The sequence below is a fragment of the Brevundimonas sp. AVps4 genome (assembly GCF_058681525.1).
This window is the reverse complement of sequence record NZ_CM178741.1, coordinates 407968-424061: the sequence shown is the minus strand read 5'-3', so window position 1 is coordinate 424061 and position 16094 is coordinate 407968. Positions and strand designations below refer to the sequence as shown.

The 16094-nt window shown below is 68.6% G+C and carries 19 protein-coding genes; 2 read left to right on the top strand and 17 right to left on the bottom strand.

The window, feature by feature from the left end:
* Position 1: 1 nt before the first annotated feature.
* From ACW178_RS02070 to typA, 5 genes are all read right to left on the bottom strand, one after another.
* Positions 2–466, bottom strand: coding sequence for an OsmC family protein (locus ACW178_RS02070; protein WP_054764308.1), 465 nt, complete (start codon positions 464–466; stop codon positions 2–4).
* A complete protein-coding gene (trpS, locus tag ACW178_RS02065; RefSeq protein ID WP_182713726.1) occupies positions 466–1506 on the bottom strand; it encodes a tryptophan--tRNA ligase in 1041 nt (346 codons plus the stop codon). The genes ACW178_RS02070 and trpS overlap by 1 nt, the downstream gene beginning before the upstream one ends.
* A gap of 123 nt (positions 1507–1629) precedes the next feature.
* Positions 1630–3225 (bottom strand): murein biosynthesis integral membrane protein MurJ, encoded by a 1596-nt coding sequence (gene murJ, locus ACW178_RS02060; protein ID WP_182713725.1) that lies wholly within the window; start codon positions 3223–3225, stop codon positions 1630–1632.
* Between the two features lie 36 nt (positions 3226–3261).
* Positions 3262–5964 carry a [protein-PII] uridylyltransferase gene (glnD, locus tag ACW178_RS02055; protein WP_287106304.1) on the bottom strand — a complete coding sequence of 901 codons (2703 nt, stop codon included), beginning with the start codon at positions 5962–5964 and terminating at the stop codon, positions 3262–3264.
* A 44-nt stretch (positions 5965–6008) separates the two neighbouring features.
* Complete coding sequence (typA, locus tag ACW178_RS02050) at positions 6009–7841, bottom strand: translational GTPase TypA (protein ID WP_152949182.1); 1833 nt, start codon at positions 7839–7841, stop codon at positions 6009–6011.
* Between the two features lie 222 nt (positions 7842–8063).
* Here typA and ACW178_RS02045 point away from each other — a divergent pair, with 222 nt between their 5' ends.
* Positions 8064–8375, top strand: coding sequence for a UrcA family protein (locus ACW178_RS02045; RefSeq protein WP_152949181.1), 312 nt, complete (start codon positions 8064–8066; stop codon positions 8373–8375).
* Here ACW178_RS02045 and ACW178_RS02040 read toward each other — a convergent pair.
* From ACW178_RS02040 to ACW178_RS02010, 7 genes are all read right to left on the bottom strand, one after another.
* A complete protein-coding gene (locus tag ACW178_RS02040) occupies positions 8372–8905 on the bottom strand; it encodes a GNAT family N-acetyltransferase (protein ID WP_287106307.1) in 534 nt (177 codons plus the stop codon). The two genes, ACW178_RS02045 and ACW178_RS02040, sit on opposite strands and share 4 nt — an antisense overlap.
* Positions 8860–9330 carry a DUF6265 family protein gene (locus tag ACW178_RS02035; RefSeq protein WP_287106308.1) on the bottom strand — a complete coding sequence of 157 codons (471 nt, stop codon included), beginning with the start codon at positions 9328–9330 and terminating at the stop codon, positions 8860–8862. Before ACW178_RS02035 ends, ACW178_RS02040 begins: the two co-directional genes overlap by 46 nt.
* 74 nt (positions 9331–9404) lie before the next feature.
* On the bottom strand, positions 9405–10187 hold the full coding sequence (locus ACW178_RS02030) for a DUF6597 domain-containing transcriptional factor (RefSeq protein WP_287106310.1): 783 nt from the start codon (positions 10185–10187) through the stop codon (positions 9405–9407).
* A gap of 1 nt (position 10188) precedes the next feature.
* Positions 10189–10623 carry a DUF1178 family protein gene (locus ACW178_RS02025; protein WP_182713721.1) on the bottom strand — a complete coding sequence of 145 codons (435 nt, stop codon included), beginning with the start codon at positions 10621–10623 and terminating at the stop codon, positions 10189–10191.
* 16 nt (positions 10624–10639) lie between these two features.
* Complete coding sequence (locus ACW178_RS02020) at positions 10640–11479, bottom strand: carbon-nitrogen hydrolase family protein (RefSeq protein WP_492024815.1); 840 nt, start codon at positions 11477–11479, stop codon at positions 10640–10642.
* A gap of 4 nt (positions 11480–11483) precedes the next feature.
* Positions 11484–11741 carry a glutaredoxin 3 gene (grxC, locus tag ACW178_RS02015; protein WP_054764297.1) on the bottom strand — a complete coding sequence of 86 codons (258 nt, stop codon included), beginning with the start codon at positions 11739–11741 and terminating at the stop codon, positions 11484–11486.
* 60 nt (positions 11742–11801) lie between these two features.
* Positions 11802–12608 carry a ComFC family protein gene (locus ACW178_RS02010; protein WP_054764296.1) on the bottom strand — a complete coding sequence of 269 codons (807 nt, stop codon included), beginning with the start codon at positions 12606–12608 and terminating at the stop codon, positions 11802–11804.
* Here ACW178_RS02010 and ACW178_RS02005 point away from each other — a divergent pair.
* On the top strand, positions 12607–13536 hold the full coding sequence (locus tag ACW178_RS02005; protein ID WP_054764295.1) for a methyltransferase domain-containing protein: 930 nt from the start codon (positions 12607–12609) through the stop codon (positions 13534–13536). The genes ACW178_RS02010 and ACW178_RS02005 overlap by 2 nt on opposite strands.
* Positions 13537–13554: 18 nt before the next feature.
* On the opposite strand, the gene ACW178_RS02000 is transcribed toward ACW178_RS02005, so the two are convergent.
* The 5 genes from ACW178_RS02000 to argJ are packed head-to-tail and all read right to left on the bottom strand — an operon-like array spanning position 13555 to position 16094.
* Positions 13555–13734 (bottom strand): Flp family type IVb pilin, encoded by a 180-nt coding sequence (locus ACW178_RS02000; RefSeq protein WP_054764294.1) that lies wholly within the window; start codon positions 13732–13734, stop codon positions 13555–13557.
* A gap of 24 nt (positions 13735–13758) precedes the next feature.
* On the bottom strand, positions 13759–14169 hold the full coding sequence (locus ACW178_RS01995) for a (deoxy)nucleoside triphosphate pyrophosphohydrolase (protein ID WP_492024814.1): 411 nt from the start codon (positions 14167–14169) through the stop codon (positions 13759–13761).
* The gene (locus ACW178_RS01990) at positions 14166–14462 is read right to left on the bottom strand and encodes a type II toxin-antitoxin system RelE/ParE family toxin (protein WP_287104156.1); all 297 of its coding nucleotides are present in this window, start codon (positions 14460–14462) and stop codon (positions 14166–14168) included. Before ACW178_RS01990 ends, ACW178_RS01995 begins: the two co-directional genes overlap by 4 nt.
* Complete coding sequence (locus ACW178_RS01985; protein ID WP_287104158.1) at positions 14452–14679, bottom strand: hypothetical protein; 228 nt, start codon at positions 14677–14679, stop codon at positions 14452–14454. Before ACW178_RS01985 ends, ACW178_RS01990 begins: the two co-directional genes overlap by 11 nt.
* Positions 14680–14699: 20 nt before the next feature.
* On the bottom strand, positions 14700–16094 hold the full coding sequence (gene argJ / locus ACW178_RS01980; RefSeq protein ID WP_492024813.1) for a bifunctional glutamate N-acetyltransferase/amino-acid acetyltransferase ArgJ: 1395 nt from the start codon (positions 16092–16094) through the stop codon (positions 14700–14702).

The window sequence follows — 16094 nt, the reverse complement described above, 5'->3', positions numbered from 1 at the left end:
GTCAGCCGATCGTCGCGATCGTCGTGATCGTCGCGCGTACGGAATGGGCCATTTCGCAATGGTCGTGGGCCTGGTGGTGCAAGGCGTCCAACTCGTCCTGCGTCGGCACGCGACCCGTGAAACTGGTGCATGGGTTCAAGGTCACTTCGGCGATATAGCCGCGCCCTTGGTCGTTCTTGCCCATCTTGCCGAAAGCCTCGTCGACATAGGTGTCGACCACCAGGCCGGCGTTGGCGGCGAAGGCCAGGAACCACAGCATGTGGCAGCTGGACAGGGAGGCGATCATCGCCTCTTCGGGATCGACGGCGGAAGGATCGGACATCGGCAGGGGCACGCTGGCCGGCGCCGACGACCCCGGCACGACCGTCCCGCCGTCGAAGGTCCAGGAATGGGCGCGGCTGTAACGCTTGTCGAGGAAGGGCTGATCACCGCGGCTCCAGGCGACCTTCGCCTCGTACTTGCCCATCACGTCCTCCAGAAGCCGACCATCTTCTTGACCTCTTCCACCACCGGATCGGCGATTTCGGCGGCGCGCTCGGCCCCGGCCTTCAGCACCCGGTCGATCTCTACGGGATCGTCCATCAGCCGGCGCATCTCGGCCGTGACCGGCGCCAGGGCCGAGACGGCGAGGTCCGCAAGAGCCGGCTTGAAGGCGCCGAAGCCCTGGCCGCCGAACTGTTCGATCACCTGTTCGCGCGTCAGCCCGGCCAGGGCGGCGTAGATGGCCACCAGGTTCTTGGCCTCCGGCCGGTCGTTCAGCCCGTCCAAGGTCTCCGGCAGGGGCTCGGGATCGGTCTTGGCCTTGCGGATCTTGGACGCGATGGTGTCGGCGTCGTCGGTCAGATTGATCCGGCTGTTGTCGGACGGGTCCGACTTGGACATCTTGGCCGCCCCGTCGCGCAGGGACATGACGCGCGTCGCCGGCCCCTGGATCACCGGTTCGGGCAGGGGGAAGAAGCCGGGAACGCCGAAGTCGTTGTTGAACTTGGCGGCGATGTCGCGGGTCAGCTCCAGATGCTGTTTCTGGTCCTCCCCGACCGGCACTTCCGTCGCCTTGTACAGCAGGATGTCGGCGGCCTGGAGCACCGGATAGGTATAGAGGCCGACCGAGGCCCGCTCCTTGTGCTTGCCGGACTTCTCCTTGAACTGCGTCATCCGGTCCAGCCAGCCCAGGCGGGCGACGCAGTTGAAGATCCAGGCCAGTTCGGCATGGGCGCGCACGGCCGATTGCGGGAAGATGATCGACCGGGCCGGATCCAGACCCGAGGCCAGATAGGCGGCGGCGATCTCGCGCGTCTGGGCCGCCAGCTTCTCGGGCTCCTGCCAGACGGTGATGGCGTGCAGGTCGGCGACGAAGACGAAGACCGGCGCGCCCTGGTCCTGCAGTTCGACGAACCGCTTCAGGGCGCCCAGATAGTTGCCCAGGTGCAGGGCGCCGGAGGCCTGGATGCCGGACAGGATGCGGCGCGGGCCGGTGTAGAGGGCCGGAGGGGTTTGATCGGTCATGGGGTCGGGTCTCGGAAAGTCGGAATCAGGTGTGACGAAGGGGGCGGCGGTTCAGCCGCGCCATCGCCAGGTGGAGATCAGGCCCGAAAGGATCATGGCTCGCGCTTATCGTCTCGGCGGAGTTCAGTCCAGACCGGAGACGGCCGAACCGCCGGGCTCGCGGCGCAGGGTGGCCTTCAGCTCCGCCACGGTGACGGCGCGGAAGGCCAGAAGACAGACGCCATAGACGCCCGCGCCCAGGCCGCAGACCACGAGCACGGCGATCTCCTTGGCCAGAAGCAACCGGCTGAGCAGTCCGTAGTTGATCCCCGCCAGCAGCAGCAGGCCGGCCATGACCGCGCTGGCGGCCAGGACGCGGGAGAGTCTGGAAACGAAGGCCGGCGACGGCCGCCAGCTGTTCTCGCGAACCAGAACCCCGGCCAACAGGCCGACATTGATCCAGGCCGAGACGCTGGTGGCGATCGCCAGGCCCAGCACCCCGTCCCAGCCCTGGGCGCTGAACCAGAAGAACAGGCCCGAGCCCAGGATGACGGTGATGACCACGCTGACCACCGCGAAGATCATCGGCCGGCGCGTGTCCTGGCGCGCGAAGAAGGGCGGGGTCAAAACCTTGGCCAGGACGAAGGCCGGCACGCCCCAGGCGAATTGGCGCAGCACATCGGCGGTTCGGGCGGCGTCGGCGCTGGTGAAGGCGCCGCGCGTCACCGTGGCGTCGATGATGAAGAAGGGGATGACGAACAGGGCCACGGCGGCCGGCAGGGTGAAGGCCATGGCCAGGTTGATCCCGTCATCCAGCGTCTTCTGCCCGCCCACGTGATCGCCGGAGACGAAGGCCTTGGTCAGGCGCGGCACCAGGGCCAGGCCGATGGCGACCCCGACCAGACCCAGGGGAAGCTGGTACAGCCGGTCGGCGTTATAGAGCACCGACCGCGCGCCTTCGTCCGATCCGGTCAGGAACTGCGACACCAGGGAGTTGATCTGCAGGGCGCCTCCCGCCAGGGCGCCGGGCACGGCCAGAGCCAGGGTGTGGCGGACATTGGGCGTGATCCGGGGCAGGCCGATCCTGAGCCGCACGCCCAGCCGCCGCACGCCCCACCACAAGAGGCCCGCCTGAATGACGCCTGACACCGTCACCGCAGCCGTCACCATCAGCAGCACGGTCTCCTGCGGGATCGGCAGGAACATCGGCGGCAGCAGGGCGGCCAGGGTGCACAGGTTCAGAAACACCGGTACGGCGGCCGACAGCGCAAACCGTCCGCCGGTGTTCAACACCCCTGACAGCAGCGAGGCCGCGGTCATACAGGCCAGATAGGGCATGGCCAGCTGGGTCGCGATCACAGCGGCGCGCAGCACCTCGGGTCGACCCTGATAGGCCGACAGCAGCCAGGGCATGATCCAGGGCATCACCACCTGAAGCAGGATGCAGAAGCCGGCGACCACCGCCAGCATGAAGCTGAGCGCCTCGGATGCGGTGACGGCGGCGGCCTCTTCGCCCTCGCGCGCCCGGACCCCGCCGTAGACGGGGACAAAGGCCTGGGCGAAGGCGCCCTCGGCGAACAGGCGGCGGAACATGTTGGGCAGCATCAAGGCCGTGGTGAAGGCGTCCATCATCGGCCCCTGGCCGAAGCGCGCCGCCAGCGCCATGTCGCGGACAAATCCCAGAATTCGACTGCCCAGGGTCAGGCTGGACTGAACCAGGGTGTTGCGGGCGAGGCTCATGCGGACCGGGGGAGGAAGGCTGGAGAAAGGCGAGGCTTAGCGCGCTTCCGTCGGCGGCGATACGGATTTGGCGCGGGTCCGCCGCCCCAGTTCGGAGACGTCGCGCGCGCTGGCGCGGGCCGAGGCGACCTTGCGGCCCTCCGGCGCCGGGGCGCGGCTGTCCAGTACCGCTTCCAGGGCCGCGCGCAGTTCGGCGACCCGCTGTTCCGAGGTGATCTTCCGACCCTTGCGATCGACCACATAGAAGCTGTCCACCGCCCGCTCGCCATAGGAGGCGACATGGGCCGAGCGGATGTTCAGCCCTTCGTCGCTGAAGACCCGCGACAGGGCCGCAAGCAGGCCGGGCCGGTCGGCGCCCGAGACCTCGACCACGGTGGCGGTCTCGCTGGCGTGGTGATCGACCATGACCACGGGCCGGACCTCGAAGGCGGCCTTTCTGGCGTTGCCGGCGGGGGCGGGCGCCTTGCCGATGCGGCCCTCGCCGCGCGCGGCCTTCTCCAGCGCCTCGATCAGGGCGTTCAGCCGGCGCGGCTCGGCCTGGCCGTAGGGCAGGCCCGCCCCGTCCTGAACCCGAAAGACGTCCAGCACCACTCCCTCGTCCGTGGTCGCCACCCGGGCGTCCGTGACGTCGGCGCCCAGGGCGGCCATGGTCTGGGCCAGGTCGGCGAACAGGCCGGGCCGGTCCAGGGCGGCGATGGAGATTTCCGTGGCCTGGACCGGCAGACCCTCGACCGGCGTCAGGGGGGCGGCCTGGGCGGCGGCGCCGGTCTGGCGCGCCCGCTCCACCAGGGCCGGATGGGCCGCCAGCGGATCCGCGCGCGCCACGTCTTCGCCCCGGAACAGGGCGGCGACCTGGTCATAGAGGGTCCGCATCAGTTGGCCCTTCCAGCCGTTCCAGACCCCCGGCCCAACGGCGCGGATGTCGGCCACGGTCAGGACCAGCAGCATCCGCAGCCGCTCCGGATCGCCCACCAGTTCGGCGAAGGCGCGGATGGTGCCCGGATCGGACAGGTCGCGCTTCTGGGCGTAGTCGGACAGGGCCAGGTGGCTGCGCACCAGCCAGACCACCAGTTCGATGCGGCGCGGATCGACGCCCAGTCGCTCGCAGGCCCGGCGCGCGGCGATGGCCCCGTCCTCCAGCTGGCCGCGCTCGCCCCCCTTGCCGACGTCGTGCAGCAGCATGCCCAGCATCAGGGCTTCCATGTCCGAGATCAGGTGCACGATCTCGCTGGCCATCGGGTGGTCGGCCTTCAACTTGCCCCGGGCGATGTCGTTGATGACGCCGATGGCCTGGAGGGTGTGCTCGTCCACCGTATAGGCGTGGTACATGTTGAACTGGGTCTGGCCGACGATCCGCCCCCATTCCGGCAGGAACCGCCCCAGCAGCCCCGTCTCGTTCATGATGGTCAGGGTGCGATAGGGCCTCTGACCATGCGCCAGGACGTCAAGGAAGGCCCGCGACGCCACCGGATCGCGTCGCAGACGGGGCGTCACCAGCGACAGGGAGCGGGTCACGGCGGAGAAGGCGTCGGGGTGCAGGTCGAGATCGTGCCGGTCGGCGCAGACGAACAGGGTCAACAGCTTGACCGGATCGCGTTCGAACACCGAGGCGTCCTCGACCGACAGCCGCCCCTGGTCGATCCAGAAGCCCTCGATGTCCAGTTTTCGGCGACTGGGTCGAAAGGCGATCAGGCGCGACAGACCCTGGGCCGTCTTCTGGTGCCGCGCCTCCAGCTTGGCCGACATGGCCCGCGTCAGGGCGCCGACGTCACGAGCGTAGAGGAAATAGCGCCGCATGAACCGCTCGACCGCCGGCTCGTCGCCCCGACCCTGCCAGCCCATGCGCCGGGCGACCTCGGGCTGCATGTCGAAGGTCAGCTTCTCCTCCGCCCGCCCGGCGACCAGATGCAGATGGATCCGCACCCGCCACAGGAAGTCGAAGGCGTCGTCGGACGTCCGGCGTTCGCGCGGGGTGAACAGTTCGTCCATCACCGCCGCGCCCAGTCGGCTGTCCGGCGCCAGGGATCGGGCGATCCAGTACAGGGTGTTGAGGTCGCGCAAGCCTCCCTTGCCGTCCTTGACGTTCGGCTCGACCTTGTAACGGGTCACGCCGGCCTTCTGGTGCCGGGCGGCGCGTTCCTCCAGCTTGGCGGCGATGAAGGGACGGGGGTCGGCCTTGGCCACCATGTCGCGGAACCGGCCGATCATCAGCTCGGACAGGCGCGCGTCCCCCGCAAGATGGCGCGCCTCCAGGAGGGTGGTCCGCACCGTCATGTCCGTGCGCGACAGGCTCAGGCACTCCTCCACCGATCGCACGGAAGGCCCGACCTTGATGCCCAGATCCCACAGAACATAAAGGACGAATTCGATCACTGTGCCCCCGCGCGGCGTCGCCTTGGCCGGCCGCAGGAACAACAGGTCCAGGTCGGAATAGGGCGCCAGCACGCCCCGGCCGTAACCGCCCACGGCCACCAGGGACAGACGCTCGCTCTCGACCGGGGAAACCGGGAACAGGACCTCGGTCGCCACGCGCCACAGGGCCGACAGCATGTCGTCGGCGGCCCTGGCGTAGAGGCGGGCGACTTCCCGCCCCTTCATTCCGCCGTCCAGCTTGCGCTCGGCGCGATCGCGGGCGACGTCATAGGCTTCGCGCAGAACGACAGAGACCGCCGCGCGCGGGTCTTTCGCGCGGGCGGCCTCGTCAAGGCGGTCATCCAGACTGGGCGGAACGAGGGTCATGTCCGGCCCATATAGGCGCCGAACCCCTATGCGTCAGTGAAGGATTATTCGGGGCGAACGCGCTTCTTGCGGAACGACGGGTTCAGCACCTGTTTGCGCAGACGAATGGACTTCGGCGTCACCTCGACCAGCTCGTCGTCGTCGATATAGGCGATGGCCTGTTCCAGCGACATCTGGCGCGCAGGGGTCAGGCGAACGGCCTCGTCCTTGCCGGCGGCGCGGACGTTGGTCAGCTGCTTGCCCTTGATCGGGTTGACGTCCAGGTCGTCCCAGCGCGCGTTTTCGCCGATGATCATGCCCTGGTAGGTCTTTTCGCCGGCGCCGACGAACATGACGCCGCGATCTTCCAGGTTCCACAGGGCGAAGGCGGCGGTTTCGCCGTCGGAGTTCGAGATCAGCACGCCCTTCAGACGGCCGGCGATGGCGCCCTTGTGCGGCTCATAGTGGCTGAACACCCGGTTCAGCACGCCCGAACCGCGCGTATCGGTCAGGAATTCGCCCTGATAGCCGATCAGCGAGCGCGACGGGCACTTCAGCTGGATACGGGTCTTGCCCGCGCCCGACGGGCCCATGTCGGTCATTTCGGCCTTACGGGCCGACAGCTTCTCGATGACGATGCCCGAGAACTCGTCGTCGACGTCGATCATGACGTCCTCGATCGGCTCCATCTTCTCGCCGTTCGGACCTTCCTGGAAGACCACGCGCGGACGCGAGATCGACAGTTCGAAACCCTCGCGGCGCATGTTCTCGATCAGAACGCCCAGCTGCAGTTCGCCGCGGCCGGCCACCTCATAGGCGTCGCCGCCTTCGGTGGTGGTGACGCGGATGGCGACGTTGGCCTCGGCCTCCTTCAGCAGGCGGTCGCGGATGACGCGCGACTGGACCTTGTCGCCCTCGCGACCGGCCAGGGGGCTGTCGTTGACCGAGACGGTCATCGAGATGGTCGGCGGGTCGATCGGCTGGGCGGGAAGGGCCTCGGTGACTTCCAGGGCGCACAGGGTGTCGGCCACGGTCGCCTTGGACATGCCCGCGATGGCGACGATGTCGCCGGCCTCGGAGCCCTCGTCCAGCGGCTGGCGCTTCAGGCCGCGGAAGGCCAGGACCTTGGTGATGCGACCGCGCTCGATCTCCTTGCCGTCGCGGTCCAGGGCCTTGATGGCCATGCCGGGCACGGCCTTGCCGCTCTCGATCCGGCCCGTCAGCAGACGGCCCAGGAAGGGGTCGGATTCGATCAGGACGTTCAGAATCTGGAACGGCTTGTCGACGTTCTGCTGCTGCTTGGGCGGCGGGACGTGACGGACGATCAGGTCGAACAGGGGCGCCAGATTGTCGTTCGGCTGGTTCAGGTCCAGCGTCGCCCAGCCGTTGCGGCCCGAGGCGTAGATGTGGGGGAAGTCCAGCTGTTCGTCGGTCGCGCCGATGGCGGCGAACAGGTCGAAGGTCTCGTTGTGGACCCGGTCCGGATCGGCGTGGGCGCGGTCGACCTTGTTGATGCACAGGATGGGGCGCAGGCCCATCTTCAGCGCCTTGGTCAGGACGAACTTGGTCTGGGGCATGACGCCTTCCTCGGCGTCGACCAGCAGGACGCAGCCGTCCACCATGCCCAGGATCCGCTCCACCTCGCCGCCGAAGTCGGCGTGGCCGGGGGTGTCGATGATGTTGATCCGGGTTTCACCGGCCTCGCCGTTCCAGAGCACCGAGGTGCATTTGGCCAGGATGGTGATGCCCCGTTCCTTCTCCTGGTCGTTGGAGTCCATGGCGCGCTCGGTCGTCGCCTCATTGGCTCGGAAGACGCCGGACTGGGCCAGAAGTTGGTCCACCAGGGTCGTCTTACCGTGGTCGACGTGGGCGATGATGGCGACGTTGCGCAGGTTCATTTGATAATCGCGAAAAGGCGCGGCCGAGATGCGGGCGGCCGCTGGTCATGAAAAGGCGTGCAGGGAGCGCGCGCCTCTTACAGCCATGTGGACGGAAAGACCAGAGCGGGCGTTTCGCCGCCTGCCGCCGCCTTACCGATATTTCATTCCGGACGCCGCATCCGCGCGGTCGAGCCCACTCCTCTACCCCTCGACGGCGTGACCGTTTGGACAAGGGAGACGATGATGACGGGCTTAATGGGATTGATGCTGGCGGCGGCCGTTCTGGCGCCCGGCGGCGCGCCGGACATGCGCGTGGACGCCAAGGGGCTGAGCATGGGCCGGACGGGGGACGCAGCGGTTCTGGCCGATCGAATTCAGACGGCCAGCCGAGACTGGTGCGCCCAGCATCGGGCGGTTCTGACGCCTAGCGACCTGGGGCTGCCGCAGGTGTGCGAGCGGGAAATGCGGCGCCGCGCCTATTATCAGCTGCCTGCTTCCGAACGCCGCCTGTTCGTCAAGGCCGGCGGGCGTCGCCTGCTGAACCAGTTTTAGAGACGACGCACCATATAGCGGGCGTCGGCGCCGTAGCTGGCCAATTTGGCGGCCATGCCCGGCGCCGTCTGCTCAACGAAGCCGTGGCGGGACCAGAAGGCGACGGCGTCATTGACGGCCACCAGGGCGACGGCGGGCCAGCCGTCCTCCGTCGCCTGTTCCGCCAGCCGTTCGACCACCGCGTGCGTCAGCCCGCCGCCCCGCGTCTCGGGGTGCAGGGCCAGGTCGTGCAGATAGAGGACGGCCGGGGCCGTCGGCAGGCCTTCGATCACCGTGTTCAGCGGCGGCGCCCCGTCGGCCCGCCAGGGATAGGCGATCAGATAGCCCTGCGCCGGGGCGTCCCCGTCCGCCAAGACGAAACAGCCACGCGGATACAGCGCCAGCCGGTTCTCGAAACAGGCCCGCGCCTCGAAATGATCGGGGAAGGACAGACGGGCGACCTCGACCACGGCGTCGATGTCGCTCGGCCGCATGGGCCGCCAGACTAGCTGGGGCAGCGCGCGTTCAGCGCCGCCTTCTGGAACCGCCATCGAATAATCCTCTCCTGGCCGTCCAGCACGCCTTCGATCCGGGCGTTCAGGACATCGCCGTCGCGTTCATAGACGACCCGTTTTGGAAAGTCGTCGTCGGCCGCCTGTTCGAACACCACCCGGCTGGGCCCGGAGACGATCACCGGAAAGACGGCGGCAGGCTGGCCCTCCGGCTGGGCGAAATAGGCCAGGGGCGCGGCCGGGTTCGGATCGACCGGGGCGATGCGCGACAGCTCCCACCCGGCCCGTCCGCCGCGGACGGTCAGCGAGGTCCCCAGCATCAGGTTCAGGCGTGGATCGGTCCAGGTCTCGGACACTTCGCGGCCCGGTTCGCAGGACAGCCAGTAGCCGGCCATCCAGCCCAGATCGGGACGCAGATCCGGCGCGGTCTGAAGGGCGGCGGCGAGAAGCAGCGGGGTCAGCATGGTGGGTTTCCCTCTCCGGTCGATGTCGACAGGCTAGGCGGCGTGCGGGCTCGACGGCTTGTAGGTTTGCGACGCTATGGCTCGGGCCAGGGCGTGCTGCTCCCGGGCCCATTCCGTGGCGGTGCAGCCCAGGAAGCGCCGGAAATCGCGGGCCATCTGCGGTTGGTCGAAATAGCCGGCCTCAAGCCCGCCTCGAGCCAGCTCTGAGCCTCGCCGTCCGGCTGCGCGGCGTGGTCGAATACCCGGCGAAAGCGGAAGACGGACCGCAGCAGGCGGGGCGAGACACCGACCCGGTCGGCGAAGCGCCGCTGAAGCGCCCGTTGCGCCCCCGACGACCGAGGCGGCGCGGGCCGCTCGGCGGCCGCCTCATCGATCTCTGGGCGAACGATCGGGTCGATCGTCCAGTCCCCGTGCTGCTTCTGGCGGGTCAGCCAGGCGACGAAGGCCTCCGCCTGGCCCGTCGGATCGCCCGGCGGCGGATCGAACCCGATGAGGCGTTCGACCATGTCCAGCCGTCTGTCGGTCGCCTCGACCAGCGGTCGACCCAGAAAGTCACGCGCCCCGTCCGGTTCGAACCGGACGGACACCAGTTCGATGGGACCGGTCGGCTTCATGGCCAGGGGACAGGTCATCTGTCCGGCGAACAGGGCCGGGGGCTGCAGGCGGAAAGCACCGTCCTCGCCCTGTTCGGCGTAGGGGGCGCCGAGGTCGAACACCAGTTCGGGGCAGCCGTCAGGCGCGATGCGCTGGACGGTTGGACTGGGATCGGGGGCGGCGTAGGTCCAGATCACGCGGACGAAGGGCCGCAGGGCCGCTGGCGGCGCGAACTCCTGATACCGCTCCTCCCCCGAGGTCACCTCAGTTGACCTTGGAGGGGTCCGGCGGCGGGGCGGGCAGGGGGGCGACCGGGACGCCGTCCTCCTTCAGCTTCTTCACCTCGGCGGGCGTGGCCTCGCCGTAGATTTCGCGCTTTTCGGACCGGCCTTCATGGATGTCGCGGGCCTCGCGGGCGAAGGCGTCGCCTACATAGTCGAAGTTGGCCTCGACATGGGCGCGCACCTCGCGCGCGGCCTCCATCATCATGGTCTGCATCCGGGCGGCGATCTCGGGCGCCGCGTCCGACTTGCGCGTGCCGCTGACCGCGGGAGCCATGATCGCCTTCTGCACCGAACGCGAGCCGCAGAAGGGGCATTCGACCAGACCGCGCGCGGCCTGGTCGTCATAGTCGGCGGACGAGCCGAACCAGGCTTCGAAACCGTGGGCCTGGTCGCAGTTGAGGGCGTATCGGATCATGAGGGTTGGGGCTGAATCAGCGGGCGGGCAGAAAGTCGCGGTCGTGGGTCAGGGCCGGCACGGCCGTTCGGGCCTTGGCCGTCGCCTCCATGTCCAGCTTGGCCTTAAGAATGCAAGGTTCGTCATGATCCGCCTTGGCCAGAATCTCGCCCCAGGGGCCCACGACCGTCGAACGGCCCCAGGTGCGGCGGCCGTCCTCATGCAGGCCGCCCTGGGCCGGGGCCAAGACGAAGGCGCCGGCTTCTATGGCGCGGGCGCGCAGCAGCACCTCCCAATGGGCTTCTCCGGTCGGAACCGTAAAGGCGGCGGGCACGGCGATCATTGAGGCCCCGGCCTTGGCCAGCTGGCGGTGCAGGTGGGGGAAGCGGATGTCGTAGCAGATGGTCAGACCCAGCCGGCCCCAGGGCGTGTCGGCGACCGCCGCCCCGTCGCCGGGCCGCACTGTGGCGCTTTCGCAATATTTTTCGCCATTGGGCAGTTCGACGTCGAAGACGTGCAGCTTGTCGTACCGGGCCGTGATCGCGCCCGCCGGATCGACCAGCAGCGACCGGTTGGCCGCTCGCCCATCGCCCGTTTGGCCGGACCGAACGAGGGCCGAGCCGATCAGAAGCCAGATCCCCAGTTCCGCCGCCAGACGGCGCAGACCCAGGACGGCGACGTCGGCCTCTTCATCCTTGATCGCGGCGTCGCGTCGGTCGCGGCGCTGTTCCAGGACATTGGTCCCTTCCGGCGTCAGGACGAATTTCGCCCCGCCCGCCGCCGCCTCGCGGATCAGGGGCTCGACATGGGCCAGGGCCGCCTCGGCCGTCGCCGGCGTGCGGGTCTGGATCAGGGCGATGTCGAGCCCGCCGCTCATCGCATCAGGCCGTCAGAAGCGGGTCGAGCTTGCCGTCGCGGTCCAGGGCGTGGATGTCGTCCGAGCCGCCGACGTGCTGACCGTCGATGAAGATCTGGGGGAAGGTCATGCGCCCGCCCGACTTCTCGACCATCTCGGCCTTCTTGTCGGGGTCGTTGGAGGCGACGATCTCATGATAATCGACTCCCTTCTTCTTCAGAAGCGCCATGGCGCTGTAGCAATAGGGGCAGCCGGGCTTGGTGTAGATGACGACGTCGGCCAAATCAGAACTCCAGATTAAGCATGTCCCTCAAGCAGCGAGCCGCGCGGGGAGCGATAGGGACTACATAGTCAGTTCACGGGCGTTTCGCACCCGCGCGATCACGGCCAGATCCACGGCCCGCGCCCCGGCGTCGAGCAGGGCGCGCGTGCAGGCCTCGCCGGTCGCGCCCGTGGTCAACACATCGTCGATCAGAAGGATGCGGCGCCCCTTCAGGCGGCGTCGCCCGGCCTCGGTCACGGCGAAGGCCTTTTTCACATTCAGCCGTCGGCCGCGGCGGCTCTTGCCGCCCTGGCTCGCCGTATGGCTGGCCCGGATCAGGGCGTCGGGCAGATAGTCCAGCCCCGCCCTTCGGGCCAGGGGGCGGGCGATCTCGGCGGCCTGGTTGAACCGGCGCGACAGCAGTCGCAACGGGTGCAGGGGCACGGGGACCACGGCGTCGGCCTCAGCGACCAGTTCAGCGCCCGCTCGGCTGATCCAGCGCGCGAACAGGGCGGCGAACTGCTGCTGGTCCCCGTGTTTGAAGCGCAGGATCAGGCTTCGGGACGCCTCGTCATAGACGCAGGCGGCGCGGGCGCGGGCGAAGACATAGGGTTGGGCGATGCAGGCTGCGCAGCGGGTTTCGGCGAAAGGGCCGCCGTCGAATTCGAAGGCCGCGCCGCAGCCGTCGCACACCGGCGCCTCCAAGAACCGTATGCGGCTCCAGGCGTCGGGCGTCAGGCCGGCAGCGGCCGTGGCCTCGGGGCTGTCATGCGCCAGGGGCGGCAGGACCAGATCGGCCAGTCCCCGCGCGAAGTCCAGGCCGGCCCGCCGCAAATGACGCGCCGCCCCTTCCCAGGCGCGCCCCAAACCCCCATCCTGAAGGTCCATGAGCCTTTCCCCCTCCTCCGGCCCCGACGCCGTGCCGCCGACGACCGCCCCCCCGCGCATCTTTGACGCCGGGCGTCGAGAGGCGCGACTGGCGCGGTCCGAAAGGCGGCTGACGCAGGCCGATTTTCTTCACGTCCGCGCGGCCGAAAACGCGGTCGGCAGTCTCGAGGCCATATTGCGCGACTTTCCCGTCGCGGTCGATCTGTCCGCCCATCCGGGCCCCTTCGCCCGGGCCCTCGCGTCCAGCGAAGCGGCGGATCGGGTGGGGCGGATCGTCGCTCCGACCTCGCGGGCCGAGCGGGCCGCGCCCGGTCGCGACGCCCTGCCGCTGGAAGACGGGACGACGGATCTGATCGTCTCCCTGCTCAATCTCCACTGGGCCAACGACCTGCCCGGCGCATTGGCCCAGATCCGGCGCGCCTTGAAACCGGACGGGCTGTTTCTGGGCGCCTTGTTCGGGGCGGGCGCCCTGAAGGAGCTTCGGGCCGTCCTGACCGAGGCCGAGCTGGCCGAACGCGGCGGGGCCCAGGCGCGTGTTTCGCCCTTCGCCGACGGTTATGACGGGGCCGCCCTTCTCCAACGCGCCGGCTTCGCCCTGCCGGTCTCGGACGTGGACCGTTTCGTGGTGCGCTATCCGGACATGTTCGCCCTGGTCCGCGATCTCCGCGCCATGGGCGAGACCAATGTGCTGCACGGGCCGATCCGCCCCCTGAATCGCGCAATCATCAGCCGTGCGGCGCATCTTTACGCCGAACGCTACGGCGACGCGGACGGGCGGATCTCCGCCACCTTCGAAATCATTCACCTGGCCGGTTGGAAGCCGCACGAGAGCCAGCAGAAGCCGCTGCCGCGCGGCTCGGCCAAGGTCCGGCTGGCCGACGCCTTGGGGGTCAAGGAGTTGACGGGGGAGGAGGGCGATCCGGCTTGATCGCGCTGCGGGAACGCGTCAGCGTCCCAGGGCGTCCGCGATCTTCTGCATGACGTCTTTGTAGAGGGCGCCGTTGGCCCCCCCCAGGGCGTTCAAACCGCCCAGGATGGCGACGAAGATCAAGCCGCAGATCAGACCGTATTCAATGGCGGTCGCGCCGCGCTCGTCGCTCAGGAACCGGGCGATGAATCCGTTCATGTCCCGCTCCATGGACGGCGGTGGTCACAACAGGTCGCGCAGCCAGGCGACCAGGGGTTCGTCGGCCGGCGGCATGGGATAGTCCGAAAGCTGGTTCGGTCTGACCCAGGCCAGGGCGTCGTGTTCGCGCGCGGCGACCACGCCGTCCCAACGGCGACACAGATACAATGGCATCAACAGGTGAAAAGAATCATAAGCGTGGCTGGCGAAGACGAAGGGCGCCAAGCAGGATTCGCTGACCTCTATGCCCAGTTCCTCGCGCAGTTCGCGGATCAGGGCCGCCTCGGGCCGTTCGCCGCGCTCGACCTTGCCGCCGGGAAACTCCCACAGGCCGGCCAGCGTCTTCCCCTCGGGTCGTTTGGCGATCAGCACCCGTCCGTCGACGTCGATCAGGGCCACGGCGACGACGAGGACGGTGGGGATGGCTTCAGTCATTCGTCGAACAGCTTTCGTAGGTCGTAACCCGCATAGACGACGTTCAGCACCAAGAGACCGTCGTCGCGGATCTGGTAGAGAAGATGAAGGCGGCGCGCCGCCAGCCCCATGCGCAGTCTTGGATCGCCGCCGACAGCAGGACAGCTTTCGGGATACTCGCCTATTCGATCGAGCAACTGACCTAAGGCGCCGCGCAACCTGCGAGCCCCCGTAGGGCTTTCTTGGGCGATCGAAGCCATCAAATCGGTGAGTTGAGCCTGCGCCCTTGCCGAAAGTCGGATGTCAACGCCCACTTTTGGCTTCGAATCCGTCAATCAATCGATCAAGATCGGCCAACACTTCTGTGGCGGCTCGCGCGGGCGCCGCCTCGGCGTCCTCAATGGATCGTGCGACCCAGGCCATAGCCGCCGCCGAAGGAGAGGGGCCACGCAGGTCGTCGATCAGTTGCTGGCTGACCATCGGCCCGTCCATACGAGCATAGGGATCGAATGGCTTCGGCTTCGCGCTCATGCCCTCACCTTACCACGAAATCAGCTGCGATAATCGCCGTTGATTTCGATATAGCCCTTGGTCAGATCGCAGGTCCAAACCGTGGCCGAGGCCCGGCCCGCGCCGACGTCGACGGTGATGTCGATTTCGGGCTTCTTCATATAGGCGGTCATCTTGGCCTCGTCGTAGGTCGGCGAGGGGGCGCCGTCGACGGCGGCCTGGTGAGGGCCGAACCTGATCGCCAGCCGGTCGCGATCGACCGGCTCGTCGGTCTTGCCTACGGCCATGACCACCCGCCCCCAGTTGGCGTCCTGGCCGGCGATGGCGGTCTTGACCAGGGGGCTGTCGGCGATCGACTTGGCCAGCTTGCGGGCCGAGGCGGGGCTGGCGGCGCCGTCCACCGTCACCTTGACGAACTTGGTCGCGCCTTCGCCGTCGCGCACCAGCTGGTGCGCCAGGTCCAGCATCACCTTGTCCAGGGCGGCCGAGAAGCTTTTCAGACGCCGGTCCCCGACCCGCCCGATCCGCGGCGCGCCCGAGGTTCCGGTGGCGAACAGCAGGGCCGTGTCATTGGTCGAGGTGTCGCCGTCCACCGTCACCGAGTTGAAGGTGGTGCGGACGTGCAGGCCCAGGAGGGCCTTCAGCACGTTCGGATGGATGTCGGCGTCGGTGACGATGAAGGCCAGCATGGTCGCCATGTCCGGGGCGATCATGCCCGACCCCTTGGCGACCCCGGCGATCCGGACCTTATACCCCTCGATCTCGGCTTCGGCGTAGGAGCCCTTGGGGAAGGTGTCGGTGGTCATGATGCCGCGCCCGGCGCGGGTCCATTGCTCCGACGGATGGATGTCGGCGTCCAGACCCGCCTCGATGTCCGGCAGTTTGGCGATGATCTTCTTTTCGTCCAGCACCACGCCGATCACGCCCGTCGAGGCCATCATGACGTCCCGCTGGCGGCATCCGAACCGTTTGGCCACCTCAGAGGCCGCCCGCCGCGCGGCGTCGGCGCCGGCCTTGCCGGTGAAGGCGTTGGCGCAGCCGGCGTTGACCACCAGGGCGCGCACGTCCTTGCCGCCCTCGGCCCCGCCCAGATGCTTCTTGCACCAGTCGACCGGCGCCGAGCCGATTTTGTGGCGGGTGAAGACCCCGGCGCAGCTGGTGCCGCGCGCGAACCGGAAAACGACCAGGTCGTCGCGCTCATGCTTATAGAATCCGGCGCGGGCCGTGGCGATCTCGACCCCGCCGATAGGGGGAATGGTCGGGAAGGGCACAGCCAGGGGCGAGACGGCCAGGCCGGGCTTTCCGGCGGGCGTGGCGGCCGGCGCGGCGGCGGCTTCGGCCGGACGCGTGGCGCGCTTCAGGGCTGCAGCGAAGGGGTCCAGCGCCTTTTCGAACGCCTGTTCGATCTTTTGGCCGGTCGTGGGGGTCTTGGTCAT